Consider the following 25,609-nt stretch of genomic DNA (forward strand, 5'->3'; position numbering starts at 1 on the left):
TTACAGAAGAAACATTTCATTTTGCGAGTGAGATCAAATTATGGATTTAGCCAGCCCGTAAAGCGGCTTCGGTACAGCGAGAAGTGAAACAGCAGCAGGACTTTTCGCCAAAAACAAATATTCCATTTCATTTGCTGGGTGATGTTAACTGCTTCAATATCAGCGCTAAAGCAAGTGAACATCCGCTTTTCATCGCAACTAATCGCAGCTTTAAGAGCAGCAGGAACGCCGAGAGATTTTTACCCGCCTCACAGTTTTGGCTATATAATTTCATTTTATATTGTTTTTGAAATATTTATTTCCCATACTGCCAGCACAGTTGATCCGGTGCGATCGGATTATCGGGATTTCCCGTAAGATCTCTGGAGACGCTCAACAGTGACTGCTTATCACAAAAGGAAATCACAGGTATGAGTACACAACAGAAGCGGCTTGATGTGATTTGCATTGGCCGTATTGCCGTTGACCTCTACGGTCAGCAAATCGGTGCGCGTCTGGAAGATACCAGCACCTTTGCCAAATATCTCGGCGGCTCCTCTGGCAATGTCGCTTACGGCACCGCCATTCAGGGCCTGAAATCAGCGATGCTGGCGCGCGTCGGCGATGAGCATAATGGCCGTTTCCTGCGTGAAGAGTTGCAACGCGTAGGCGTCGATACCGAATTTTTGATTACCGATAAAGATCGTTTAACCGGCCTGGTGATATTGGGAATTAAAGATCAGGATACCTTCCCGTTAATTTTCTATCGCGATAACTGTGCGGATATGGGCCTGACGCCGCAGGATATTGATGAAGACTATATTGCTTCCGCCCGTGCGGTTGCCGTTACCGGCACCCATCTTTCTCATCCCGACACGCGCGCGGCAGTATTAAAAGCGCTGGAGATTGCGCGGCGACACGGATTACGTACGGCGCTGGATATTGACTATCGTCCGGTGCTGTGGGGACTGACATCGCTGGGCGATGGCGAAACCCGTTTTATCGAATCAGGACGTGTGACTCAGCAGCTACAGGAAGTGCTGCACTATTTCGATTTGATCGTGGGAACAGAAGAAGAATTTCATATTGCTGGCGGCAGCACCGATACGCTGACGGCATTGAAAGCGGTACGTCAGGCCAGTAAAGCGACGCTGGTATGCAAGCGCGGCCCGTTAGGCTGCGTTGTTTTTGAAGGCGATATTCCGGACAGCTGGGATCACACCACGCTGCAGAGCGGCGTGCGTGTGGAAGTATTAAACGTGCTGGGCGCGGGCGACGCCTTTATGTCGGGTCTGCTGCGCGGCTGGCTTAACGACGAAGGCTGGCAGCAGGCCTGTCGCTATGCCAACGCCTGCGGCGCGCTGGTGGTATCACGTCACGGCTGCGCACCGGCAATGCCGACCAAAGCGGAGCTGGATGATTATCTCAGCCGTGATAGCGAAGTAAAACGCCCCGATCGCGACGTGCGGCTTAACCATCTCCACCGGGTGACCACCCGCAAGCAGAACTGGCAGGAGCTTTGCGTGTTTGCGTTCGACCATCGCAAACAGCTGTTTGATATGGCCCAGGAGGCGGGTGCCGAACCGGCACGTATTCCGCAGCTAAAAATGCTGTTGTTGCAGGCGGCTGAAGCGGCGGCCAGCGAGGCCGGTTTAGAAAATCACAGCGGTATTCTGGCCGATACCACATATGGTCAGCAGGCGTTAAATGCCATCACCGGCAAAGGCTGGTGGATCGGGCGCCCTATTGAAATGCCTGGATCGCGTCCGCTGCGTCTTGAGCATGGCAACATCGGCTCACAACTGATCGACTGGCCACAGGAGCATGTGGTGAAGTGCCTGGTCTTTTACCATCCGCACGATAAGGCCGAGCTGCGTGAACAGCAGGATGCACTGATTCGCGACGTCTGGCGCAGCTGCAATAAATCGGGCCACGAACTGCTGCTGGAAGTGATCCTGCCGGAGGATAACCCGGATCGCCAGGAATCTTACTATATTGATATCGTTCAACATTTTTACCGGCTTGGCGTACAGCCTGACTGGTGGAAGCTGCCGCCGCTGTCGCTGCAAAGCTGGCAGGCGCTTGGCTCCATCATTGAGCAGTACGATCCCTGGTGCCGGGGCATTCTGCTGTTAGGGCTGGATGCGCCGGAAGATAAGCTTAAAGCGGGATTCCGTGATGCGGCGCAGGCTCCATGGGTGAAAGGGTTTGCCGTAGGACGAACCATTTTCGGTCAGCCGTCGCGTCAGTGGCTGCAGGGCGAACTGAACGACGAACAGCTGACTGAACAGGTAAAAAACAACTATCTGACGCTCATTGGCTACTGGCGTGAGGCACGGCCGGTACGCCAGGCCAGCTGATATCCAGAGCCATCACACCGCCGATATCATACCTGTCGGCGGCGTGATTTTTTTTAACCGTAATCGCGATGAATTGCCTGCTTTTCTGCTTTCTTATCGCCCTACGGCGCGCTATTTAGCACCACTTTTTGTGAGGTAATTCATGTTGCGATGAAATAAAGTCTGCTAACCCGGGATTCAAATGAAATTTTCCATTCGTCTGGTAGAATATTGCTCAGCAAAATGCCCACCATTTTTAGCAGGCCGAAGTAATGACAACTAATCCTACCCAGCTTTCCCTGTTACAGGACGACATTCGTCGTCGTTACGATACGCTCAGCAAGCGCCTGAAACAGGTTGCACGTTATATCCTTGATAACAGCAATAGTATTGCTTTTGACACCGTCGCCTCAATTGCTCAGCAGGCTGACGTTCCGCCTTCTACGCTGATTCGCTTTTCGAATGCTTTTGGCTTCAGCGGCTTTAACGAAATGAAGCAGGTTTTTCGCCAGCATTTAATGGAAGAAACGGTTAACTATACCGAGCGTGCGCGTCTGTTCCGGCAAACGGCTACCGACGAGGCTGCTGCCTCGCCTGAAAATCCGGCAGAGATCCTGAATGTGTTCACCATGGTGAACTCTCAGGCTTTACAGCAGTTAGCGATGCAGACCAACCCTGAGCAACTTAATAAAGCGGTGGAGATGCTTAATAATGCTGAAAACATCTATGTCATCGGCCTGCGCCGCTCTTTTAGCGTGGCGTCTTATCTGACTTACGCCCTGCGCCATCTGGAGCGTCGCGCTTTCCTTATCGATGGTTTAGGCGGCATGTTCACTGAACAGCTCAGCCTGGTGAATCCCAGAGATGTGGTTATTGCCATCAGCTATTCGCCTTACGCCCGTGAAGGTGTGGAACTGGTGGAGATGGGTGCCCGACGCGGCGCGCAACAAATTGCCATTACCGATAGCCAGGTAAGCCCGCTGGCTGCCTTCAGCGATGTCTGTTTTGTGGTGCGCGAAGCGCAGGTGGATGGCTTCCGTTCTCAGGTCGCCTCTTTATGTCTGGCACAGACGCTGGCGGTATCGCTGGCGCTGCACAATGCCAAAGAGTAGTTCTGCCAACTCATCCCTTCTGACAGTCATAAAGCAGCCCGTGCGGGGCTGCTTTATGACGATTGCTGCTACCGCTGGCCAGGCTGCGGTTTTTGTCTACGGACTAATGCCCTGATTGAGGCCTGGCTTAAGACACGAGGCGTTAAGACAGCAGAGTACAGCCGCGCAGACTCCCTACTTTGCCAGCAAAAAAAGGCAGCCTTTCCGGCTGCCCTGATACGCTTTACCGTGCGGATTTATTTCTCTTTAACAGGATAATCATCGCTGTTAACCCAGGCGTGATCCTTTTCCCAGGTAAATTTCCACTTCCGTACCGGCCCGGCCATGACGTTCAGATAATAGTTATCGTAACCGGCAAGCGTGGCGACTGGATGGTAGCCGCGCGGTACCGTAACCACATCGCGGTTATAGGGCGCCATACATTCGTCCAGCGAGCGATCATCGGTATAAACGCGCTGCATGGCGAAGCCCTGCTCCGGTTGGAAACGGTGATAGTAGGTCTCTTCCAGATAGGTTTCATCCGGTGAGTCCTCCTGATCATGCTTGTGGCTGGGATAAGAGCTGGTATCGCCCTCGTCGGTATACACCTCTACCACCAGCAGACTATCGGCAGGCTTATCATCTGGCAGGATATTATGCACCAGCCGCTTGTTACGCCCTTTACCACGATGCTCAACGCCCACATCCTGTGGCGCAATCAGCCGTGCGGGTAAATCGCCCTGCCCCGGCGCGCTGCATACGGCCAGCTCCAGATCGGAATCAGCTACCACCTCAACACGGTCATGATGCGGCACATAAACAGAGTAAGGGGGCGTGCGCTCAAAAGGCGATTGCCGTTTGCCGATATCAGGAAAATCTGCATATTGTGTTTTCACCGACGCCAGCCCCGCAACCAGCACCAGGCACAGTTCTTTCTCCCCGCTTTCCAGCGTCAGGGTTTGCCCTTGTTTCAGCAGATAGACATCAAAGCCAACAAAGCGCCAGCCAGCGCTTTCTGGCGTAATGTGTTGGATACGCCCGTTGGCATCAGGCTGCTGATGTTTAGCAAGTAACGACATTCGCTTCTCCTTGTAAACCCGTTAGCCCAGCGTTGGCATACTAAATTCAGATACCGTTTGCTGGCCGCTCGGCCAGCGTGCCGTTGCCGTTTTCATCCGCGTATAGAAACGCACGCCGTCCGGGCCATGAACATTCAGCGCACCAAATACCGAACGCTTCCAGCCGCCAAAACTGTGGAAGGCCATCGGCACGGGCACCGGAACGTTGACGCCGACCATACCCGCCTCTACGTTTTGAACAAAATCACGCGCGGTATGTCCATTGCTGGTAAAGATGGCGCTGCCATTGCCAAACTCGTGGCTGTTTACCAGCGCCAGCGCGCTCTGGTAATCAGGCGCACGCATAATGCCCAGCACCGGCCCGAAAATCTCTTCGCGCCAGATAACCATATCTGTCGTGACGTTGTCGAACAGGGTGCCGCCAACATAGTAGCCTTCTGCATGGCCTGGCACCTGGAAATTACGGCCGTCCACTACCAGCGCCGCCCCTTCCGCTACGCCTTTATCGATATAGCCCAGTACCTTCTTCTGATGAACGGCAGAAACCACCGGTCCCATTTCATTTTCTTCGCTGCCTTTATGCATGCCCGGCCCTACGCGCAGCGCTTTTATCAGCGGCGTAAGGCGCGCAATTAGCTTATCGGCGGTATTGTCGCCCACCGCCACCACGACCGGCAGCGCCATACAGCGTTCACCCGCCGAGCCGAAAGCGCCGCCCATGATGGCATTAACGGTGGCGTCCAGATCGGCATCTGGCATCACAATGGCATGATTTTTGGCCGCGCCGAATGCCTGTACGCGCTTGCCGTAAGCACTGGCGGTTTTATAAATATGCTCCGCTACGCCCGACGAGCCGACAAAGCTGACCGCCTGAACGCGGCTGTCGGTATACAGCTGTGCGGCATCTTCATTAGAACAGTGTACGACGTTGAACACGCCATCCGGCAGACCGGCTTCGCTCAACAGCTCAGCCATGCGCACAGCAGCGGAAGGATCAAGCGCCGGCGGCTTCAATACAAAAGTATTGCCACAGGCCAGCGCGATCGGGAACATCCACATCGGCACCATCGCCGGGAAGTTAAACGGCGTAATGCCCGCCACCACGCCCAACGGCTGCATCAGCGAGTAGCTGTCAACGCCGGTGCCGACGTTCGGCGAATATTCCCCTTTAATCAGGTGCGGGATGCCGCAGGCGAATTCCACCACTTCCATGCCGCGCGTCAGCTCGCCCTGCGCATCCGACCATACCTTGCCGTGCTCGCTAACAATCAGCTCCGCCAGTTCGTCGCGGTGCTTTTCCAGCAACATTTTAAAATTAAACATGACGCGCGCGCGGCGCAGCGGGGAGGTATTGGACCACTCCGGGAAGGCGTTATGCGCCACTTCTATCGCCTGAGCGACCTCATCCGCCGTGCTCTGCGTGAGTTCGCGCACCACTTTACCGGTAGCAGGATCGTAAACCGGAATAGTTTCATTGCTGGCGCTATACGTGATTTTGCCGCCAATAAAGTTTCCAACGATATTCATGTGCATGCCTCTTGATATGGTGGTTCCCGCCGAACGGCCCGTTGCGCTTCGCCATTGGTAAGCGGGGTTTAGCCTGTTTCCGTGCATTGACCCTATTATATTGAAATAAATTTTTCAAATAGTTCAGATTGGAAAATTCATTTTTAGCGGGATGGATCGCATTTTTTCCGTAACATCACAAGACCGTTTCAGCCGATAGAGGCCACATTAGCGCTATTATCCGGCGCTTTATCACACAGCTTACGGCAGGACCGCACGTGCTTTCCCCCTGTTCCTCTTAATGAAAAATGAAATTTCTGCGAAGCAGATCCAAAAATTATCATTTCACCATTCCATCAATTTGAAATAAATGTTCTCTTTAGTCCAACCGCCCGGCACGTAATCATGTCGGCTTTTACTTAACATTTTGCAGGAGCACATCATGGCCATCGATCCCACCCGTTTCTGTATCAACCGCAAAATCGCGCCCAATCTCAGTATTGAATCGTTCTTCAAACTGGTTCAGCGGCTTGGCCTGAATAAGGTGGAATTGCGCAATGACATGCCCAGCGGCAAAGTGACCGATAACCTGAGCCATCAGCAGGTGAAAGACCTGGCGCAGCAGTACGGCATGGAAATTGTGACCATCAATGCGCTTTATCCCTTTAACCGCATGGATGAGGCGCTGCTGGCGCAGGCGGAAGGGTTATTGAAAGAGGCGCAGGCAATTGGCGCTGGCGCGCTGGTGCTCTGCCCGTTAAACGACGGGCAACCGATCGCCGCAGAAAAAACCGTCGCCGCGCTACAAAAGCTTGCGCCGCTGTTTGAGCAGTATGGCGTGAAAGGGCTGGTAGAGCCTCTGGGCTTCCCGCAAAGTTCACTGCGCTCTGCCGTCCAGGCGCAGGCACTCATTCGCGATGCGCAGGTGCCCTTTAACGTGCTGATCGATACGTTCCACCACCATTTATATGAGCAGGCTGAACAGGAGTTTGCTTCCGGTATTGATATTGATCGCATCGGGCTGGTGCATCTCTCCGGCGTAGAAGATGCGCGTCCAACTGCGGAACTGACTGATGAAGAACGTATTATGCTCAGCAACGGCGACGTGCTGAACAGTGTTGCGCAGGTGCAACGCCTTGAGCAGATGGGCTATCGCGGCATTTACGCCTTTGAACCTTTCTCTTCAGACCTGGCGAACTGGAGCGAGGCGGATATCGAACGTGAAATCCGCCAAAGTATTGAACTGTTGCAGGCTTGATGCCGGCACGGTTCTGAAGAAGTTATCTGTTATTTGTGTCTTTGCAGTTTCTGGCCTCCTCTGGAGGCCTTTTTTATACCTTTTCTGCGGGCGAATCAGGTCGTTTCAGCAGTGCGGTTCCGCATGCGCCACGTCAGCAACAGCGCCAGGCACACCAGCAGCGCGCTCAGCAGATAAATAACCGGTATCCCCGCATAGCTCATGATAAAACCGGCAACCGGCCCGGTAATACCCAGCGATAGATCCATAAACGCGGTGAAGGTAGCCAGCGCGCTGCCCTGATTTTGCTGCGGCACCGCCTTCACTGCCGCTACGCCTAGCGCCGGGAACACCAGCGAAAAGCCTGCGCCGGTCAGCAAAGCGCCAAGATTAGCCAGCCACGGAGAAAAAGAGAGCCAGACAATAAACAGTCCCAGCGCCTCCACACCAAAACAGACAATCGCCACCCGCAATCCGCCGTAGCGGTTGATACTGTTGGGAAACAGCAGGCGAGTGCCGACAAACGCCAGGCTGAACAAGGTTAACGAGAAAGCTGCGCCAGGCCAGCCTTTCGCCTGATAAAACAGCGTAATAAAGGTGGCGATAACGCCAAAACCCGCTGAGGCCATCGCCAGCAGCAGGCCGAACGGCCAGATTTTCCCCAGCACCGCGCGAAACGGCAGCGGCTTGCCTTTACTGCCTTTTACCGACGGTCGCGGCAGCGCCAGCAGTATGGCGATAATAACGATCAGCATAATTACCACCGCCAGCAGCAAAATGCCGCCCAGATGGTAAATCAGCGCTCCCAGCGGCGCCCCCAGCGCCATCGCGCCGTAGGTGCAGATACCATTCCAGGATATTACCCGTCCAATATGCAGCGACCCCACGACACCAACGCCCCATAAGGTAGATCCGGTGCCGGCAAAGCTTTGCCCAATCCCCAGCGCCAGCCGTCCAATACAGAGTAACGTCAGGCTAATCAATGGCCAGTCGGCGCTCAGGGCTGCCAGCGCATAACAAATACCGCTAAGCAGACAGCCGAACAGGCCGAAAATCACTACTTTTTTCGGCCCCCATAAATCAGCATAACGGCCAGCGTGAGGACGGCTGAGCAGCGTAGAAAGATATTGCAGGCTAATCACCAGTCCCGCCCAAAAAGCGTTATAGCCCATCACGTCATGAACGTAGCCGGGCAATACCGCCAGCGGTAGTCCGATGGTGAGATAGCTGGCAAAGTTGAAAACAACTACTGAAAGAATACGCTGATTCAGACGAAATGCGCTGGGTGAGGCTTCCGTCTCAGACTGTCCAGACATAATATTTAACTCGTTACGGGTAATCATCACCGGCTAAATTTTTACTATACGCAGGTTAGTGACAATAATCAGTTCGTTAGCAATTGTTAGCAGCTACAATTATCGTGGTGAAATTATTTACAGGGAACACTATGCTCGTACCGCAGCAGGAAAAAATGGGACAAAACATGTTGCTTAAAATGGCAACGCTGGTGGTCATTCTGGCAGGGATCCGTGCTGCGTCAGATATTATCGTTCCTTTTCTACTGGCGATTTTCCTCGCGATTATCCTGAATCCGCTGGTGAATATGCTTATGCGCCGTGGCCTGCGCCGTAGCCTGGCGATTACGCTGGTCATGGTCGTGGTGCTAATGGTGATTTTGATGCTGGTCGCCATGCTGGCCAGCTCGGTCAATGAGTTTTCCCTGGTTTATCCGCAAATACGTACCATTCTTGAACAGAAGCTAACCGTGCTTCAGCATTATGCCGGACGGCTAAGGATCCCCGTTTCGTCGACCGCACTGGCGGAACAGCTTGATCCCAACGCCATTATGAATGTGGCGACAACGGTGTTACGCCAGTTTTCCGGGGCGATGAGCAATTTTGTCCTGCTGATCATGACCGTTGTTTTTATGCTGTTTGAAGTGCGCCATCTGCCCTATAAGCTGCGCAACGCGCTGGCTAATCCGCAGATTCGCATTGCCGGGCTGCATAAGGCGCTGAAAGGCGTAACCCACTATCTGGCGTTAAAAACGCTGATCAGCCTGATTACCGGCATCGCCGTCTGGATATCGCTGCTGCTGCTGGATGTGAAATTTGCTTTGTTCTGGGGCGTGGTCGCCTTTGTGCTGAACTTTATTCCCAATATCGGGCCGATTATCGCCGGGATTCCGCCTTTCATCCAGGCGCTGGTGCTGAACGATTTCTATGATGCACTACTGGTGGCGGCGCTGTTCAGCGCCATTCATATGGTATTCGGCAATATGCTGGAGCCGCGCGTAATGGGCCGTGGCCTGGGCTTATCGACACTGGTGGTGTTTTTGTCGTTGATTTTTTGGGGCTGGCTGCTCGGTCCGGTAGGAATGCTGCTGTCGGTGCCGCTGACCAGTGTCTGTAAAATTTTGATGGAAACAACGCCCGGCGGCAGCAAGCTGGCTATTTTATTGGGCAATGGACGTCCACAGGTGAAGCGCAACCGCTAACTATCAAACAGATGGTCATAGACGCGCTGCAAATGCAGCGCCATGCTGTCGCGGGCAAGCTGTGGATTCTGTTGCACAATGGCGGTCGCGATCATTTGATGGTCATGGTTTAACGCCTGAGGGAAATCCCGGTCGGCAAAATGATTTTCCAGCCTGACAAAGCGCTGGCTTTTACGCCGGTTCCACAGCTGCTCCATCATCTCCCGCAGCACATCATTACCGGTCATTTCGCTGATCAGCAAGTGAAAGCGCTTATCCTCACGCAAGAATTCATCATCATTAACTCTGTATTGCGCCAGCTGATGCGCAACCTCAAGCAGCTCCCGTCGCTGCTCTGCCGTACCGTGACGCGCAGCCAGTTCAGCGGTCATCGCCTCGAACGCCTGACGCGCTTTAATCAGATCGCGCAGGCTAAAGGTATCTTCGGGTTCTGCTGGTTTTACCGGCAGCGGATTAACCACCAGCACGCCGTTACCGCTACGGATCTCCACCCAGCCGGTAACCTCCAGCGCAATAAGCGCTTCACGCACTGACGAACGACTGACGTTAAGCTGCCTGGCCAGCTCACGCTCCGGCGGCAATAACGTGCCAGGGGCAAACTCACCGCGTGCGATCGCCGCGCTTATCAGACTGGATATTTGCCGATAAAGCCGCTCGGTTTTGATGGCGGGTAATGTCATAAAATGCCCTCTTCCGGTTAACGTAGCTTAAACGCTGTCATAAGGCGTTATTGTTGCAGCGCCCACTATTTTATCGGGCGCTGCGCCTGATAATGGGACATTCATCACTCTTTCAGGCAAAAAACTCTCCTATTCTGGCCCAGCGGCCTGACCAATGGCCCCTTACCTCTACCGGCAGGCCCGCTGCTTTGGGCCGTCAAACCATGAAAAATCGCATACAGGAGAGCTTATGGAACACACCTGGCGCTGGTATGGCCCTAACGACCCCGTTACGCTGGATGATGCGCGCCAGGCGGGCGCTACCGGCATCGTTACCGCTCTGCATCATATTCCGAACGGTGAAATATGGACCATAGATGAAATCAAAGCGCGACAGGCGCAGCTGGCGGAAAAGGGGCTTTACTGGTCAGTGGTGGAAAGCGTTCCGGTCCATGAGGCGATTAAAACCCAGCGCGGCGACTGGCAGCGTTATATTGCCAACTACCAGCAGTCGCTGCGCAATCTGGCCGCCTGCGGCATCGATACCGTTTGCTATAACTTTATGCCGGTGCTCGACTGGACGCGGACCGATCTGGGCTGGCAGTTACCTAACGGCGCGCGCGCCCTGCGCTTTGACGCCATCGCTTTTGCCGCTTTTGAACTGCATATTCTCCGGCGTCCCGGCGCACAGGAAACCTACAGCGAAGAAGAGCAGCGTCAGGCAGCCGATTACTATGCCGCCATGACGCCGGAAGCGATCGCCACGCTGACGCGCAACATTATCGCTGGTCTGCCTGGTGCGGAAGAAGGCTATACGCTGGAGCAGTTTCAGGCGCAGCTGTCGCAATATGATGGCATCGATAAAGCGCGCCTGCGTGAACATATGGCAACGTTCCTGCGCGCTATCGTACCGGTGGCGGAAGAATCAGGAATTATGCTGGCGGTACACCCGGACGATCCGCCGCGCCCTATCCTTGGCCTGCCGCGCATTATCTCTACCCAGGAAGATATGCAATGGTTAACCGAGACGGTGAACAGCCTGCATAACGGTTTCACCTTTTGCACCGGCTCTTACGGCGTACGCGCCGATAACAATCTGGTACAGATGGCGAAAACCTATGCTGACCGCATCCATTTTATTCACCTGCGCGCCACGCAGCGCGAAGAAAACCCCAACAGTTTTCATGAGGCGGAACATCTGGCGGGCGATGTGGATATGGTCGGCGTCATCAAGGTGATTCTGGAAGAGGAGCAGCGCCGTCGTCGTGCCGGCAAAGAACGCGCTATCCCTATGCGCCCCGATCATGGTCATCAGATGCTGGACGATCTGCATAAAAAAACCAATCCCGGCTATTCCGCTATTGGTCGCCTCAAAGGGCTGGCTGAGCTGCGTGGCGTTGAGCTGGCGCTAAAGCAGTGCTTTTTTACCGATTAACCACGCTTACCTTTCTTCAGAATTTTACTTCCCTGCCAAAGCGCCGACGTCAGGCGCTTTGTTAACTCACATCCTTTTTTAATCCTGCTGACAGCGGAAAAAATCCCCTTTCCTGCCAGGCTTTAAACAGGCCGCTGCTCCAGCAGAGTGTGCTACCCGGACGGTAAGCGGTTATTTTATATACGCATTTAAGCGCTACTTTTAGCACAGATGTAACATTTTTTGCCATCTGGCGATATACTGTGAAATCGCAGAGTAATAGTTTCTTTAAGTTATTATTGCACTCAATGATATATTAAGCCGGATCTTCCGGCAGGAAAAATTTTCTCAACGCCGCGATCTGACATTTCTCACTTCGGTTTGCATCGTTGAGGAAATTAAATTAATCAGCAAACACAGGGCGAATGATATGAAACTACGTAGGAAGCGTGTAAAACCTATTGCGCTTGATGACGTTACCATCATTGATGACTCACGTTTACGCAAGGCAATTACCGCCGCATCGCTAGGCAATGCGATGGAGTGGTTCGATTTTGGGGTATACGGTTTTGTCGCCTATGCCCTGGGTAAAGTCTTTTTCCCTGGTGCCGATCCTGGCGTTCAGATGATCGCCGCACTGGCGACCTTTTCCGTTCCTTTCCTGATCCGCCCGTTGGGCGGGCTGTTCTTCGGCATGCTTGGCGATAAGTATGGACGCCAGAAAATCCTGTCAATCACCATAATTATCATGTCGCTCAGTACTTTCTGTATCGGCTTAATCCCCTCTTACGCCTCGATTGGTATTTGGGCGCCGATACTGCTGCTGCTGGCGAAAATGGCCCAGGGCTTTTCCGTGGGCGGCGAATATACCGGCGCGTCGATCTTCGTGGCGGAATACTCGCCTGACCGCAAACGCGGCTTTATGGGAAGCTGGCTCGATTTCGGCTCCATCGCCGGCTTTGTACTGGGCGCGGGCCTGGTGGTACTGATCTCAACCATTGTTGGCGAAGAAAACTTCCTGTCGTGGGGCTGGCGTCTGCCGTTCTTCCTGGCGCTGCCACTGGGCATCATCGGTCTGTATCTGCGTCATGCGCTGGAAGAAACGCCAGCGTTCCAGCAGCATGTGGAAAAACTGGAACAGGGCGATCGTGAAGGCTTGCGCGAAGGGCCGAAAGTCTCTTTTCGCGAAATTGCCACTAAGCACTGGAAAAGCCTGCTGGCCTGCGTTGGTCTGGTAATTGCCACCAACGTGACTTATTACATGCTGCTGACCTATATGCCGAGCTACCTCTCGCATAACCTGCACTACCCGGAAGATCATGGTGTATTGATCATTATCGCTATTATGATGGGCATGCTGTTTATCCAGCCGGTCATCGGCCTGCTGAGCGACCGCTTTGGCCGTCGCCCGTTTGTCATTATCGGCAGTATCGCGCTGCTGCTGCTGGCAATTCCCGCCTTTATGCTGATTAACAGTAATGTGCTGGGGCTGATTTTTGCCGGTCTGCTGATGCTGGCGATTGTGCTTAACTGCTTCACTGGGGTAATGGCCTCATCGCTGCCAGCGATGTTCCCGACACATATTCGCTACAGCGCGCTGGCCAGCGCCTTTAATATTTCGGTGTTAATTGCCGGTCTGACGCCAACTGCGGCAGCCTGGCTGGTAGAGGTGTCTAACGATCTCTATATGCCGGCTTACTATCTGATGGTGATCGCGGTTATCGGTTTAATTACCGGTATTATGATGAAAGAGACCGCCAACAAACCGCTGAAGGGCGCAACCCCGGCGGCCTCGGATATTAACGAGGCGCGTGAAATCCTGCAGGAACATCACGATAATATCGAGCAGAAAATCGACGATATTACCGAGGAGATCGCTAAGCTGGAGGAGAAACGTAAGAATCTGATCCAGCAGCATCCGCGCATTAACGAGTAACAAAAAGGCCCCTCGCAGAGGGGCTTTTTTTAGGTCGCCCACTTCAGTTTTGCAGCAACGATCCCATTCACGTAGCGCCATTTCACTCTTCTGCCGCCGCTGCGCAGATTGCCGTCTGGCTTGCTGGCCCATTAGCGCCCACACTTAGACTTTACGTTTAAGGAGGAAGACTATGCGGATACACCACCTGAGCTGTGGTTCGATGTGTCCTTTTGGCGGCGCGTTGTATGACGGCTTCAGTAAAGGATTGCATGCCCACCTGGTCTGTTACTGCCTGCTGATTGAAACCGAGCGCGACGGGCTGGTGCTGGTTGATACCGGTTTTGGCGAGCAGGATCTTCGTCACGATTCACGTATCGCCCTTTTCTTTCGGCAGTTGAATAATATTCAGCGTCGCCCTGAACTTAGCGCGCTGGCGCAGGTTCAACGTTTGGGCTTTCAGGCGCAGGATGTCCGCCATATTGTACTGACGCATCTCGATTTCGATCACGCCGGTGGGCTAACTGACTTTCCCCATGCACGTGTTCACCTGCTGCAACAGGAGCTGGAAACCAGTCATCACCGCAACAACTGGCTACAGCGACGACGCTACCGCCCGGCTCAATGGCCCGGCAACGTCCAGTGGCAAACCTATCAGCCGCAGGGCGAAAGCTGGCAGGGTTTTACCGCAGTGAAAGCATTAAATGGTCTTCCCCCTGAAATTCTGTTAATTCCGCTGCCGGGCCATACGCCAGGGCATGCGGGCGTTGCCATTCAGCAAGATGATGGCTGGCTGCTGCACGGTGGCGATGCCTGGTTTTATCGCGGAGAAATGTATCAGCAGCAGCGCCATTGCACGCCGGGGTTGCGTTTTTATCAGTGGATGATGGCGACTGATAATGCGGCGCGACGGGAAAATCAGCAGCGGCTACGGACGCTGTCGCTGAGCCGCCAGGAAAACATCACTCTGTTTTGCAGCCACGATGCAAAAGAGCTGGCCAGAATGCAGGCGCGCAGCCGATAAAAAAACCCCGGCGACAGAGCCGGGGAAGAATATCAGGCGTTGTGTTCAATAACCCGCTGCTGGCTTTCAATCGCAATTTTGCGCGGTTTCTCGCTTTCAGGGATCTCCTGATACAGCGAAATTTCCAGCAGGCCATGCTCCAGGCGCGCGCGCTCCACTTTGACATGCTGCGGCAGAGCAAAGCTGACGCTAAAGTTATGTCGGCTGATGCCGCGATGCAGCCAGGCGCTTTTTTCATCCTGCTGATGTTGTTCTTCAACGCGTTTACCGCTAACGGTCAGCTGGCCGCCTGTGGCGCTGATCTCCAGCTCCTCCTCTTTCCAGCCCGGAACGCTGAGCATGATAGAATAGTGGCTTTCATCGAGACGTTTAATATCACAGGCTGGCGTGGTGGCCAGCGGTGCATCTCCGGTTAACTGACTAAACAGCCGATCGATACGGTTAAAACGATCGGAAAACAGCGTGTCGGTAACGTCGGGGAACAGAGAAAGTGATTTGAATGCCATGAATAACCTCCTGAAAATCTCTTACTGAGCCGTCAAAAGCTTAAACATGTCAGGGAGAATTGCCTCCCTGAGCACTATTTATGTGCTGGCAAACCTTTTTCAAGCGGCGCTTAAAATAATGATTTTTTATATTAAAAATAACTGCTCAGATCCGGCAGGAATATTAAACGGCAGAATGTTGCCAGGCTGTTAAATATAATTATTAAGTCACCGTTACGGTTAACTTTTTGCCTGAAATGTCGCACGGGAAGTTTCACCCGATAATCTAAAAGCGCGTACACTATGATGACTTTTTCACCTGTACAGCAAATAACTATGTCTGATATTTCCCTGATTAATCGTCCCAGAAGATTACGTAAAAGCGCCGCGCTGCGCGATATGTTCCAGGAAACCACGCTGAGCCGCAACGATCTGGCCCTGCCGATCTTTGTTGAAGAAGGCGTGGATGATTACAAAGCAATTGAAGCGATGCCGGGCGTTATGCGCATTCCGGAAAAACGCCTGGCTTATGAAATTGAACGCATTGCTAAAGCAGGTATTCGTTCAGTAATGACCTTCGGTATTTCCCATCATACCGACGCCACCGGCAGTGATGCCTGGCAGGAAAATGGCCTGGTGGCGCGTATGTCGCGCATCTGCAAAGATACGGTGCCGGAAATGATCGTTATGTCCGATACCTGCTTCTGCGAATATACTTCGCACGGCCACTGTGGCGTATTGTGCGATCACGGTGTTGATAATGACGCGACGCTGATTAACCTTGGCAAGCAGGCGGTGGTCGCCGCGCAGGCGGGCGCTGATTTTATTGCGCCTTCTGCGGCAATGGATGGTCAGGTTGCAGCGATTCGTCGGGCGCTGGATGAAGCAGGCTTTACCGATACCGCGATTATGTCCTACTCCACTAAGTTCGCGTCATCCTTCTACGGCCCGTTCCGTGAAGCTGCAGGCACCGCGCTGAAAGGCGATCGTAAAACCTATCAGATGAACCCCATGAACCGCCGTGAAGCGATCCGTGAGTCATTGATTGATGCGGCGGAAGGGGCCGATTCGCTGATGGTTAAACCGGCGGGCGCTTACCTGGATATTCTGCGCGATATTCGTGAACGCACTGAACTGCCGCTGGCGGCTTATCAGGTAAGCGGTGAATATGCGATGATCAAGTTTGCCGCTCAGGCAGGTGCAATCAACGAAGATGCGGTTATTCTGGAAAGCCTGGGAGCGATTAAACGCGCCGGCGCCGATATCATCTTCAGTTACTTTGCGCTCGATCTGGCGGAACGTAACCTGCTGTAATTCTTCACAGGCAGCCGTCCGGCTGCCTGGATCATGCCTGCTGAAAGCAAATCCCTCAGGTTCACCCCCTACAGATCCACTAATCTAACCGTTCAGTTCAGACAGTTAACATTTTCATCGCAGTACGCTTCAGTTTATTTATGGCGGTATCGCTTTAACCTCGTTTTATCCTGAAGTTGTGCCTTTTCTGACCGATACTGTCACTGAGAGTAATTAAATTAGATAAATATAAAGTTTGAAGGCTTTTTATGAAAACACCAGAAATCCCTGCGAATGAAGCTCAACGGCTGGATGCGCTTCATGCGCTGAAAATATTAAATACGCCTGCCGAAGAGCGTTTCGATCGCCTGACACGCCTGGCAAGACGGCTGTTTAACGTTTCCGTGTCGGTGGTCAGTCTGCTTGATGCTGAGCACCAATGGTTTAAATCGAAAGACGGCATCAGCGTTACCCACACAACACGCGACATCTCTTTTTGTGGTCATACGATCCTACAGGATGATGTGATGGTGGTGGAGAATGCCTGTGACGATCCGCGTTTTCATGATAATCCGCTGGTGATCGGCGAGCCGCATTTTCGCTTTTATGCCGGTTGCCCGCTACGCGCCCCTGGCGGTGCGAAAATCGGAACGCTGTGCATTTTAGACGACCAGATCCGGTCGTTTAACGATGAAGATGCCAGCGCTCTGCGCGATCTGGCCTTTATGGCCGAGACAGAGCTGCTGAACTTCCAGGCAGCCACCTCAGATGAGCTGACACAGATATCTAACCGACGCGGCTTTATGACTCTGGGGCAGATGCTGCTGAAAGAGTGCGTGCTACGCCACTGCTTCGCCAGCCTGGCTTTTTTCGACCTCGATCAGTTTAAGCTGATCAACGATACCTTTGGGCATCGCGAAGGCGACCGGGCCTTGATGGATTTTGCCGATGCGCTGAAAACCAGTTTTCGCCAGTCGGCGCTCTTTGCTCGTCTCGGCGGTGATGAGTTTGTCGTACTGTTTATCGATATGAATCAACAGCAGGCGAGTGAACGGCTGGCAAATTTTCGTGCCGAGCTGGAACACTATATGAAACCCCTTAATAGACGTTACCGACTCGATTTCTCGGTGGGGATGGTGGAGTTTGATCCAGCCCAGCCGCAGCCGCTGACAGGATTGTTAAATCAAAGCGACGATATTATGTACCAACATAAAAAGGCGCGTCGTCAGCACTATTAAGCCGTTTATTCAGCCTCTGCCGCACACTGCCACCACCAGACGCGATCGCACAGTCTTTGATGCCAGGCAACCAGCCCGGGCGCATCCAGACGCTCAAGCAGCTGGCGCGCCGCCGGAGAAGTCAGATCGGGAAAAGCCAGCGCCTGACGCGCCTGCTCCAGCGTATCGCCCTCTGGCTGGAGCCGCTGCCACAGTCGTTCACGCTTTTCCGCCAGCTCATCAGCGGAAAGACGGGCAAGATCATTTTCCATTATCCGTAAAAAACGCTGAATATGCGTTAACAACGCGGCGGCATTATGCTGCGGCGACTGCAGCGCAAACAGTATTCCTGTGCGATCGGCCACATGATGAAAACTGCAGCTGACCACGTAGCCGACCTGCTGTTCTACGCGCAGGCGCTGAAAGAAGGCTGGCTGATAAATCAGCGCCAGCATCCGCCACGCCAGCTGTGCCTCCAGCCCAGGCTGCGTCAGCGGGCAAAACAGCAGCAGGGCCGTATCGCCCTGCGTCAGGCGAAGAGCGTGCTGCTGCCCCGGCTGCGGCCCACACGGCAGCCAGTCGGTTGCATGTTGTACACGCCCCGGCATGCGGCTCAATAGTCGGGAGAGCCTTTGGGTCAGCGCCTGGCCGCCGCCAACCAGCGCCGCCTGCCAGACAATTTCATTCAGTTTCGCACAGAGCGACTGCTGCGCCAGCAGCCAGCGCGGCAGTTGGCTAAGCAGCTGGCGTACCGGGATATCACCCTGTTCTTGCTGCTGCTCTCGCTGCCAGGCGCGCGCGCCTGCATCCAGCGAGGTAAAGGTGTGCAGCCGCGAAACGATCGCCGCCAGCGCGGCCACCATCAATGCGGGTTCACCGCTCAGCTGAAGCTGCCAGATGCCCTGCCGCCGTTCAACGCTTAATCTTCCGCCCTGATGCGCCAGGCTGGCTGATAACGCACGTAGCGCCGCCTGTAAAGCGTAGCCCAACGCGTCGGTAATGGGTTTCTCCGGCACCGGACGCAGCGTTAATACCGCAGGTGCGGATGCAGGTAAATAGAGTAAGGGAACCGCTCTGTGAGGTAAGGTTTGCGGCGCCAGCAGCGGCGGAAAAGGCCAGAAACGCAGCGGCAAAGCGGTAGTGGCGGAAGTATGCGGCAAAGGCGCGTGAATAAACTCAAAGCCCGCCGATGAAGTCATCTCGCCCTGTACGGTCTCATCCAGCCACAGGCGGCTGACTTCAGCGCTCTGTAACTGCTCCAGCCAACGTTGCCACTTATCTGGCGTAACTGACGCGGGCGGTGCGAAGCCGAACGCCCGATCGCGCAGGCGATCGAGCGCGCTTTTATCGGCATGCTGGCGCTGCGCCAGCTGCAAATAGTGGTTTAACTGCGAGGCGGTAAAGTCGGCAAGCTGTGCAAGCCACTGCCGCAGCGCAGCCTCCAGCGTTGCAGCGAGCGTCGGACGCACATGGGCCGGCACAAAACAGACGGCAATCAGCGCCGCCCCTCCGCCGCGCCAGACCTCCTGCAAACTCACGCCATCACAAATATCAGCGGCCCGCAGCTGCGCCAGCAGGCTGCCTTCCGCCTCATCCAGCAGCAGCTGCTGCAGCAGTGCGCACCAGCCCGCATCGCTCTCCTGCCAATGGTTAAGAGCAAAGGTTAGCGTGAATTGCGGCGCGCCTGTGGTGCGCACCGCACCATCCGCGCGCGCCTGTAAATGGGCAGGCGATACAGCCGGGGCGTCAATGGATGCGGGCAGGCTTGCCCCGCAGCACCGGGCAATAGTTTCCAGCTCAGCCAGCGGCTGCGGACCGGAAAGCCAAAGCGTCATCGCCCCCGCATGATAGCGCTGCTGATGAAAATCTTGCAGCGCCTGGCGTAACCGGCTGTGATCTTCGCCAAAGCTGGCGCGGTTGCCCACGTGGAAACGCTGCATCGCGGGCGGACCCTGAAAAAAGTACCGCTGCGCCACGCCGGTTAGCGTTTGGGCATCCTGACACAGCAGACGATATTCGGCGTCAATCACCGCCGTTTCCTGCGCAATCGCCTCTGATGAAAGCTGTGGGCACGCCAGCATATCCACCAGCCGCATCAGCCCCGCTTCCAGCCCGCTGGCGGGCAGGCTAAAGAAATAGGCGGTGCGATCGGCGCGAGTGGTGGCATTAAGGCGGCCTCCCTGCGCAGGTACCCAGCTCATCAGCCGCTGCTGACCGCTATAGCTTGCGCTGCCGGTAAACAGCAGATGCTCCAGCAGATGCGCCAGGCCCGGCCACTGCTCTGGCTCATGGTCGCTGCCGCTGGCGACCTGTAGCAGCGCTGCCGCTTCTGACGCCTGCGCGTCGTGCAGCAGCCGCACCGTCAGGCCATTATCGAGCCGTAACGAGGCCGCCTGCGGCATTATGCGTTCGCCTTAAAGATCAGCTGAGAATTAACCCGATTGCGGAACTGCAACTGGCTGATTTGCATCTGGGTGCAGTTGGCCGCCTCGCGCGCCGCAATGATTTTGCCGTGATGCGGCGATTTCGCGCAGACCGGATCGGCATTATCGGCGTTGCCGGTCAGCATAAAGGCCTGACAGCGGCAGCCGCCGAAATCCTTCTCTTTTTCGTCACAGGATCGGCAAGGCTCCGGCATCCAGTCAAAGCCGCGATAGCGATTAAAGCCGAAAGAGTCATACCAGATATGCTGCAGGTCATGCTCCAGCACTGACGGAAACGTGACCGGCAGCTGGCGTGCGCTGTGACATGGCAGCGCGGTGCCTTCCGGCGTCACGCTAAGGAAAATCGCGCCCCAGCCGCCCATACAGCCTTTAGGGCGCTCTTCATAATAATCTGGCGTAACAAACAGCAAATTGGTCAGGCTGCCGCTTTCCGCCATGCGCTCGCGGTACTGCTTCACCACCTGCTCGGCACGTTCAATCTGTTCGCGCGTTGGCAGCAGGCCTTCTCGATTGAGCTGCGCCCAACCGTAAAACTGACAGGTCGCCAGCTCGACGTCATCCGCCTCCAGTTCGATGCACAGCTCGATAATGCGGTCGATCTGGTCGATATTATGGCGATGCAGCACAAAGTTCAGCACCATCGGATAACCGTGCGCTTTGACCGCCCGCGCCATTTCCAGCTTCTGCCGGAAGGCTTTTTCCGAACCGGCCAGCGCGGCGTTCAGGGTTTCATCGCTGGCCTGGAAGCTGATTTGAATATGATCCAGCCCGGCCTCGGCAAAGCTATCAATCTTTTTCTCAGTCAGCCCGATGCCGGAGGTGATCAGGTTAGTGTAAAAACCGAGATTGCGTGCGGCGGCAATCAGCTCCGGCAGATCTTTACGCACCAGCGGCTCGCCGCCGGAAAAGCCGATCTGCACGCTGCCCATCGCCCGTGCCTGTCGAAACACGTCAATCCACTGCTCAGTAGTCAGCTCTTTATCTTGTTGAGCGAAGTCGAGCGGGTTGGAGCAGTAAGGGCACTGCAGCGGGCAGCGGTAGGTTAACTCCGCCAGCAGCCACAGCGGCGGATTCACCGCCGGTTTCCGTTCAGTCACGGAAGATGATCCACTTCTGTTCATAGGCCTGGCCAAAAAATTCAGTAACGTCGTTGCCCAGATCGGGCACGCCGGGGAAGCGCGCGCTCAGCTCGGCGACGATATCGCCCAGCGTCCGCTTGCCGTCCACCAGCAGTAAAATTTCAGCAGCGCTGCCGTTGAGTCGCGCCATTCCTTCCGGATAGAGCATGACATGACAGTTCTGCGCCTCTTCCCACTGCAGGCGAAAGCCACGGCGGAACTGCGGCGTCTGTGAAGCGTTGATTTCCATTACACCAGCCTCGTTTTGTGCCAGGCGAGATCCGCCGTTACCGTATGGTAAGGCGGTCGTTTCATTTCATACGCCATCGTCATTGCGTCCAGCATGCTCCACAGGATATCCAGCTTGAACTGCAGGATTTCCAGCATGCGCTGCTGTTTCTCTACCGTATCGCAATACTCCAGCGCCAGCTGCAGGCCATGCTCCACGTCGCGGTTCGCCTGGCTCAAACGGCTGCGGAAATAGTCGTAGCCTTCCGCTTCGATCCACGGATAGTGCTGCGGCCAGCTGTCGAGCCGCGCCTGATGGATCTGCGGCGCAAACAGCTCGGTCAAAGAGCTGCAGGCTGCTTCCTGCCAGTTAGCGCGTCGGGCAAAGTTGACATAGGCATCCACGGCGAAGCGCACGCCGGGCAACACCAGCGCTTCCGACTGCACCACTTCGCGTTTCAGCCCTACCGCTTCGCCCAGTCGCAGCCAGGCCTCAATGCCGCCTTCGCTGTCGCCGTAGCCGTCGTGATCGAGAATGCGCTGTACCCACTTGCGACGCACGTCCGGATGCGGACAGTTAGCCATAATGGCGGCATCCTTCAGCGGAATATTGGTCTGATAGTAGTAACGGTTCGCTACCCAGCCCTGAATCTGTTCGCGCGTGGCTTTGCCGTTATGCATCGCAATATGGTAGGGATGATGAATATGGTAATAAGCGCCTTTGGCGCGCAACGCCTGTTCAAAAGCCTGCGGCGAAAGCGGCTGTGCCTGCGTCATGGTTATACCTCGATTAACATGCCATCCCAGCTCACTTCGATGCCCTGCTGCGTCAGGCTTTGGCGCTCGGCGGACTCTTCATCCAGGATGGGGTTAGTGTTGTTAATATGAATCAGAATTTTGCGTTCTGCCGGCAGCGACGCCAGCAGCGCTGCCAGCCCCTGCTCTTCTGAGAGCGCCAGATGGCCCATATCTTTACCGGTGTTTTTGCCGACGCCGGTGGCCGCCAGTTCGTTATCACGCCACAGCGTGCCGTCGATCAGCAGGCAATCCGCCTTTTGCAGCCACGGCATCAACGCATCATCAGGCTCGCCCAGTCCCGGTGCATAGAGCAGGCTTTTACCGCTGCTGCCATCTTCAATAAACAGCGCCACGTTGTGGCCCGGCAATGGACGATCGCGCCAGGGCGAGTAAGGCGGCGCGTTGCTTAACAGCGGAATGGCGGTAAAGCGCAGGCTTTGGCACACGCTGACGCTAAAGGTCTGCTCCGGCACGATGGCGTGATGAATCAGGCCGCCGTTCCAGTGGGAAAGCATGGTGAATACCGGAAAGCCGGTGGTGAGATCCTGATGGACCTCTTGCGTACACCAGACGTGATGCGGACAGCCTTCACGCAAATTGAGTAAGCCCGCGCTATGATCGATTTGGCTGTCGGTAAGAATAATGGCGCCAATACCGGTGCCGCGCAGCACGTCGGGATTATTCAATTCGGGCGAAGCCAGCAGCTGATGGCAAATATCGGGAGAGACATTGCACAGCACCCAATCTTTTCCGTTATCGCTGATAGCGATAGAGGATTGCGTACGCCGCGAGGTTTTCATCGTGCCGTTACGCACGCCCTGGCAGTTTTTACAGTTACAGTTCCATTGCGGGAACCCTCCGCCAGCTGCGGAGCCAAGAACTTTGATCTGCATGTGATAACCGGGAAAGGAAAGAAACAGGCCCGCGACTGGCGCGGGCACAGGGATTAACGGTTGGAAATGTACAGAGTAACTTCCAGACCCAGACGTAAATCTTCAAATGCAGGTTTGATCCATGCAGACATAACTTTTCTCCTCTTGGCGTTAAAAATGACGGATTGTCACCCTTAATTGCGGCAGGCAATCCGTGAGTTGTCAAATATGAAAATTTGGCAGCGCAGATGTTGCTCTAATGTGACCTGGATCGCAACTTTTCTATTGACCCCACGTGCGCTTTAACACGCGCAGCCAGTTACGCCAGGCCAGCTTCTCCTGCAGTTGCGCATCAATGCCTGCAGCGGCTAACGCCTCAAAAAGTCGGGGCATACCGCTCACATCGCCCAGCGGCTCCGGCACGCTAATGCCATCAAAATCTGAGCCGAAGCCAACGCGATCTTCACCTAACTTATCAAGCAGAAAACACAAATGTTTAACAATTTCGTTAAGAGAAGTCTCAGCGTTGCGCGCACCATCGGTGCGCAAAAAGGCGTTGCCAAAGTTAACGCCGACAAAGCCGTCGCTGGCGGCGATAGCTTCCAGTTGCGCATTGGTCAGGTTGCGCGGCTGGGCGCAAAGCGCATGCGCATTGGAATGCGTGGCTACCAGCGGCGCATCGCTCAGCTCGGCAGTTTGCCAAAAGGTTTTCTCGTTCATATGAGAAAGGTCGATCAGCAGCCGCCGCTGATTGCAGGCGCGGATCAGCGCCTTGCCCGCTGCCGTCATCCCCTCGCCGGTATCGGGCGAACCGGGAAAACCGCCGTTCACACCCACACCGAAGCGATTAGGCAGATTCCAGAACGGCCCAATGCTACGCAGGCCCAGTTGGTAAAAGCGATCCAGCAGCGTCAGCTCCTCATCCAGCATCTCCGCGCCTTCGATATGCATCACCAGCGCCAGCACGTCCTGCTGCAGGCACTGTTCGATATCGGCGGCCGTCACACAGAGCCGCGCCCGTCCAGCAGAGGCCTCCGCCAGCTGACGCAGAATAGCGATTTGCGCCCCGGCAATCGCCAGCGCGTCGTGCTGCGCCTGCACCAGGCTCACTTCCTGGCCGCGCTCTCCCGCCAGCCAGGTGACCGGCGGCACAAAAACCGCAAACAGCCCGCCAGCAAAGCCGCCCTGCCGCATACGTGGAAAATCGAGATGGCCCTGCTCCCGACCGGCGAAAAAAGCCTGCGCCGGATTATCGGCATGATTTACCCACAGGCGCAGCAACAGATCGTTGTGGCCATCAAAAAATTTTCCCGCAGTGATCATTTTAACGTTGCTAAATCCTCGATCAGCGCCTGATGAAATTTCTCCGGCGCTTCCATTTGTGGCGCGTGTCCCATACCGTCAAACTCTACCAGGTGAGCATGAGGAATGCGTTTTGCTGCCTCTTTGCCCAGCACCTCGTAGTGACCCAGCTGCGCCTTCACCTCCGGCGTGGCAATATCGCTGCCGATGGCGGTGGTATCGGCAGTGCCGATAAACAGGGTGGTGGGAACACGCAGATCCGGCAATTCATAATAAACCGGCTGGGTATAGATCATGTCGTAGATCAGCGCAGAGTTCCAGGCGACTTTTTTATGCCCCGGCCCGCTGTTCAACCCGGCCAGCATATCAACCCATTTGTCATATTCCGGCTTCCACTGACCAGAATAGTAGGTTTGCTGCTCATACTTTTTGATGCCTTCTGCCGACAGTTTCAGCTCGCGCTGATACCAGTCATCCACCGATCGCCAGGGCGCGCCCTTCGCTTTCCAGTCCTCAAGGCCGATAGGATTTACCATCACCAGCTTTTCGGTCTGCTGTGGATACATCAGCGCGTAGCGCGTCGCCAGCATGCCGCCGGTAGAGTGACCGATAACGATCGCTTTCTTCACGCCGAGATGCTGTAGTAACTGATGGGTATTGTTAGCCAGTTGCTGGAAGCTGTACTGATAGTTAGCTGGTTTGGTCGAGGTACAAAAACCGATCTGATCCGGGGCGATAACCCGATAGCCCTGCTGGCTCAGCGCGCGCAGCGTGCTTTCCCAGGTGGCACCGCAAAAGTTTTTGCCGTGCATCAGCACCACAACGTGACCGTTGGCATTGCCGACCGGCTTAACATCCATATATCCCATGCTGAGCGACTGCTGCTGGGAAGAAAAAGTGAAATGCTGTAGCGGATAAGGCATCGGAAAGCCTTCCAGCTGCTCGCCGTAAGAAGCCGCAGCGGCATTGCCCGCCGCCAGCATCAGCCCCAGGGCCATGGACGTTAGCTTATTCATTATTTTGCTCCTGTGTAATGTGACCGCCGAAGCGGTAAAAAAACAACCAGTACGGCAAAAATATAAGCGCAATCAGGCCAGACTGGAGCATGACTT

At 54.9% G+C, this 25,609-nt stretch carries 22 protein-coding genes; 9 read left to right on the forward strand and 13 right to left on the reverse strand.

All coding sequences use genetic code 11. The features are described from left to right. The first annotated feature begins 410 nt into the window (after nucleotides 1-410). Nucleotides 411-2,339, forward strand: a complete 1,929-nt coding sequence (locus B1H58_RS06260; protein ID WP_085068700.1) for a bifunctional 5-dehydro-2-deoxygluconokinase/5-dehydro-2-deoxyphosphogluconate aldolase — start codon at nucleotides 411-413, stop codon at nucleotides 2,337-2,339. A 251-nt stretch (nucleotides 2,340-2,590) separates the two neighbouring features. Then, the gene (locus B1H58_RS06265; RefSeq protein ID WP_085068702.1) at nucleotides 2,591-3,430 is read left to right on the forward strand and encodes a MurR/RpiR family transcriptional regulator; all 840 of its coding nucleotides are present in this window, start codon (nucleotides 2,591-2,593) and stop codon (nucleotides 3,428-3,430) included. Nucleotides 3,431-3,666: 236 nt separating this feature from the next. Here the strand turns inward: B1H58_RS06265 and iolB are convergent, their stop codons facing one another. Both iolB and B1H58_RS06275 read right to left on the reverse strand, forming a co-directional pair. After that, nucleotides 3,667-4,488: a 5-deoxy-glucuronate isomerase gene (gene iolB, locus B1H58_RS06270; RefSeq protein ID WP_085068704.1), complete on the reverse strand. Its 822-nt coding sequence runs from the start codon at nucleotides 4,486-4,488 to the stop codon at nucleotides 3,667-3,669. A gap of 21 nt (nucleotides 4,489-4,509) precedes the next feature. Next, entirely contained in the window at nucleotides 4,510-6,015 is a 1,506-nt protein-coding gene (locus tag B1H58_RS06275; protein WP_085068706.1) for a CoA-acylating methylmalonate-semialdehyde dehydrogenase, read from the reverse strand. A gap of 421 nt (nucleotides 6,016-6,436) precedes the next feature. On the opposite strand from B1H58_RS06275, the gene B1H58_RS06280 reads away from it, so the two are divergent. Beyond that, nucleotides 6,437-7,252, forward strand: a complete 816-nt coding sequence (locus B1H58_RS06280; protein WP_085068708.1) for a TIM barrel protein — start codon at nucleotides 6,437-6,439, stop codon at nucleotides 7,250-7,252. Nucleotides 7,253-7,347: 95 nt separating this feature from the next. On the opposite strand, the gene B1H58_RS06285 is transcribed toward B1H58_RS06280, so the two are convergent. Beyond that, complete coding sequence (locus B1H58_RS06285) at nucleotides 7,348-8,547, reverse strand: MFS transporter (protein ID WP_085072242.1); 1,200 nt, start codon at nucleotides 8,545-8,547, stop codon at nucleotides 7,348-7,350. 131 nt (nucleotides 8,548-8,678) lie between these two features. On the opposite strand from B1H58_RS06285, the gene B1H58_RS06290 reads away from it, so the two are divergent. Further along, a complete protein-coding gene (locus B1H58_RS06290) occupies nucleotides 8,679-9,728 on the forward strand; it encodes an AI-2E family transporter (RefSeq protein ID WP_085068710.1) in 1,050 nt (349 codons plus the stop codon). On the opposite strand, the gene B1H58_RS06295 is transcribed toward B1H58_RS06290, so the two are convergent. Beyond that, on the reverse strand, nucleotides 9,725-10,408 hold the full coding sequence (locus B1H58_RS06295; RefSeq protein WP_085068712.1) for a FadR/GntR family transcriptional regulator: 684 nt from the start codon (nucleotides 10,406-10,408) through the stop codon (nucleotides 9,725-9,727). The genes B1H58_RS06290 and B1H58_RS06295 overlap by 4 nt on opposite strands. Nucleotides 10,409-10,637: 229 nt before the next feature. Between B1H58_RS06295 and uxuA the strand changes: the two genes are divergently transcribed. The 3 genes from uxuA (at nucleotide 10,638) to B1H58_RS06310 (ending at nucleotide 14,740) form a co-directional block, all read left to right on the forward strand. Then, a complete protein-coding gene (uxuA, locus tag B1H58_RS06300; RefSeq protein ID WP_085068714.1) occupies nucleotides 10,638-11,822 on the forward strand; it encodes a mannonate dehydratase in 1,185 nt (394 codons plus the stop codon). A gap of 409 nt (nucleotides 11,823-12,231) precedes the next feature. Further along, nucleotides 12,232-13,737 carry a glycine betaine/L-proline transporter ProP gene (gene proP, locus B1H58_RS06305; protein ID WP_085068716.1) on the forward strand — a complete coding sequence of 502 codons (1,506 nt, stop codon included), beginning with the start codon at nucleotides 12,232-12,234 and terminating at the stop codon, nucleotides 13,735-13,737. 172 nt (nucleotides 13,738-13,909) lie between these two features. Beyond that, the gene (locus B1H58_RS06310; protein WP_085068718.1) at nucleotides 13,910-14,740 is read left to right on the forward strand and encodes an MBL fold metallo-hydrolase; all 831 of its coding nucleotides are present in this window, start codon (nucleotides 13,910-13,912) and stop codon (nucleotides 14,738-14,740) included. A 32-nt stretch (nucleotides 14,741-14,772) separates the two neighbouring features. Here the strand turns inward: B1H58_RS06310 and B1H58_RS06315 are convergent, their stop codons facing one another. Next, the gene (locus B1H58_RS06315; protein WP_085068720.1) at nucleotides 14,773-15,246 is read right to left on the reverse strand and encodes an Hsp20 family protein; all 474 of its coding nucleotides are present in this window, start codon (nucleotides 15,244-15,246) and stop codon (nucleotides 14,773-14,775) included. A gap of 315 nt (nucleotides 15,247-15,561) precedes the next feature. Between B1H58_RS06315 and hemB the strand changes: the two genes are divergently transcribed. Then, nucleotides 15,562-16,539 carry a porphobilinogen synthase gene (gene hemB / locus B1H58_RS06320; protein ID WP_085068722.1) on the forward strand — a complete coding sequence of 326 codons (978 nt, stop codon included), beginning with the start codon at nucleotides 15,562-15,564 and terminating at the stop codon, nucleotides 16,537-16,539. A gap of 248 nt (nucleotides 16,540-16,787) precedes the next feature. Beyond that, complete coding sequence (locus B1H58_RS06325; RefSeq protein ID WP_085068723.1) at nucleotides 16,788-17,756, forward strand: GGDEF domain-containing protein; 969 nt, start codon at nucleotides 16,788-16,790, stop codon at nucleotides 17,754-17,756. Between the two features lie 5 nt (nucleotides 17,757-17,761). On the opposite strand, the gene pqqF is transcribed toward B1H58_RS06325, so the two are convergent. The 8 genes from pqqF to B1H58_RS06365 form a co-directional block, all read right to left on the reverse strand. Beyond that, a complete protein-coding gene (gene pqqF, locus B1H58_RS06330) occupies nucleotides 17,762-20,137 on the reverse strand; it encodes a pyrroloquinoline quinone biosynthesis protein PqqF (RefSeq protein WP_085068725.1) in 2,376 nt (791 codons plus the stop codon). Beyond that, complete coding sequence (gene pqqE, locus B1H58_RS06335; protein ID WP_085068727.1) at nucleotides 20,137-21,300, reverse strand: pyrroloquinoline quinone biosynthesis protein PqqE; 1,164 nt, start codon at nucleotides 21,298-21,300, stop codon at nucleotides 20,137-20,139. Before pqqE ends, pqqF begins: the two co-directional genes overlap by 1 nt. Next, a complete protein-coding gene (gene pqqD / locus B1H58_RS06340) occupies nucleotides 21,269-21,547 on the reverse strand; it encodes a pyrroloquinoline quinone biosynthesis peptide chaperone PqqD (protein ID WP_085068729.1) in 279 nt (92 codons plus the stop codon). The genes pqqE and pqqD overlap by 32 nt, the downstream gene beginning before the upstream one ends. Then, complete coding sequence (gene pqqC / locus B1H58_RS06345; protein WP_085068731.1) at nucleotides 21,547-22,302, reverse strand: pyrroloquinoline-quinone synthase PqqC; 756 nt, start codon at nucleotides 22,300-22,302, stop codon at nucleotides 21,547-21,549. Before pqqC ends, pqqD begins: the two co-directional genes overlap by 1 nt. A gap of 2 nt (nucleotides 22,303-22,304) precedes the next feature. Further along, nucleotides 22,305-23,216 carry a pyrroloquinoline quinone biosynthesis protein PqqB gene (pqqB, locus tag B1H58_RS06350; RefSeq protein WP_085068733.1) on the reverse strand — a complete coding sequence of 304 codons (912 nt, stop codon included), beginning with the start codon at nucleotides 23,214-23,216 and terminating at the stop codon, nucleotides 22,305-22,307. Between the two features lie 53 nt (nucleotides 23,217-23,269). Next, nucleotides 23,270-23,347: a pyrroloquinoline quinone precursor peptide PqqA gene (gene pqqA / locus B1H58_RS06355; protein ID WP_071883753.1), complete on the reverse strand. Its 78-nt coding sequence runs from the start codon at nucleotides 23,345-23,347 to the stop codon at nucleotides 23,270-23,272. Between the two features lie 130 nt (nucleotides 23,348-23,477). Further along, on the reverse strand, nucleotides 23,478-24,518 hold the full coding sequence (locus tag B1H58_RS06360) for a dipeptidase (RefSeq protein WP_085068735.1): 1,041 nt from the start codon (nucleotides 24,516-24,518) through the stop codon (nucleotides 23,478-23,480). Further along, entirely contained in the window at nucleotides 24,515-25,513 is a 999-nt protein-coding gene (locus tag B1H58_RS06365; protein ID WP_085068737.1) for an alpha/beta fold hydrolase, read from the reverse strand. Before B1H58_RS06365 ends, B1H58_RS06360 begins: the two co-directional genes overlap by 4 nt. Between the last annotated feature and the right edge of the window lie 96 nt (nucleotides 25,514-25,609).

Origin of the sequence: Pantoea alhagi, assembly GCF_002101395.1 — a bacterium.
Classification (GTDB): Bacteria; Pseudomonadota; Gammaproteobacteria; order Enterobacterales; family Enterobacteriaceae; genus Mixta; species Mixta alhagi.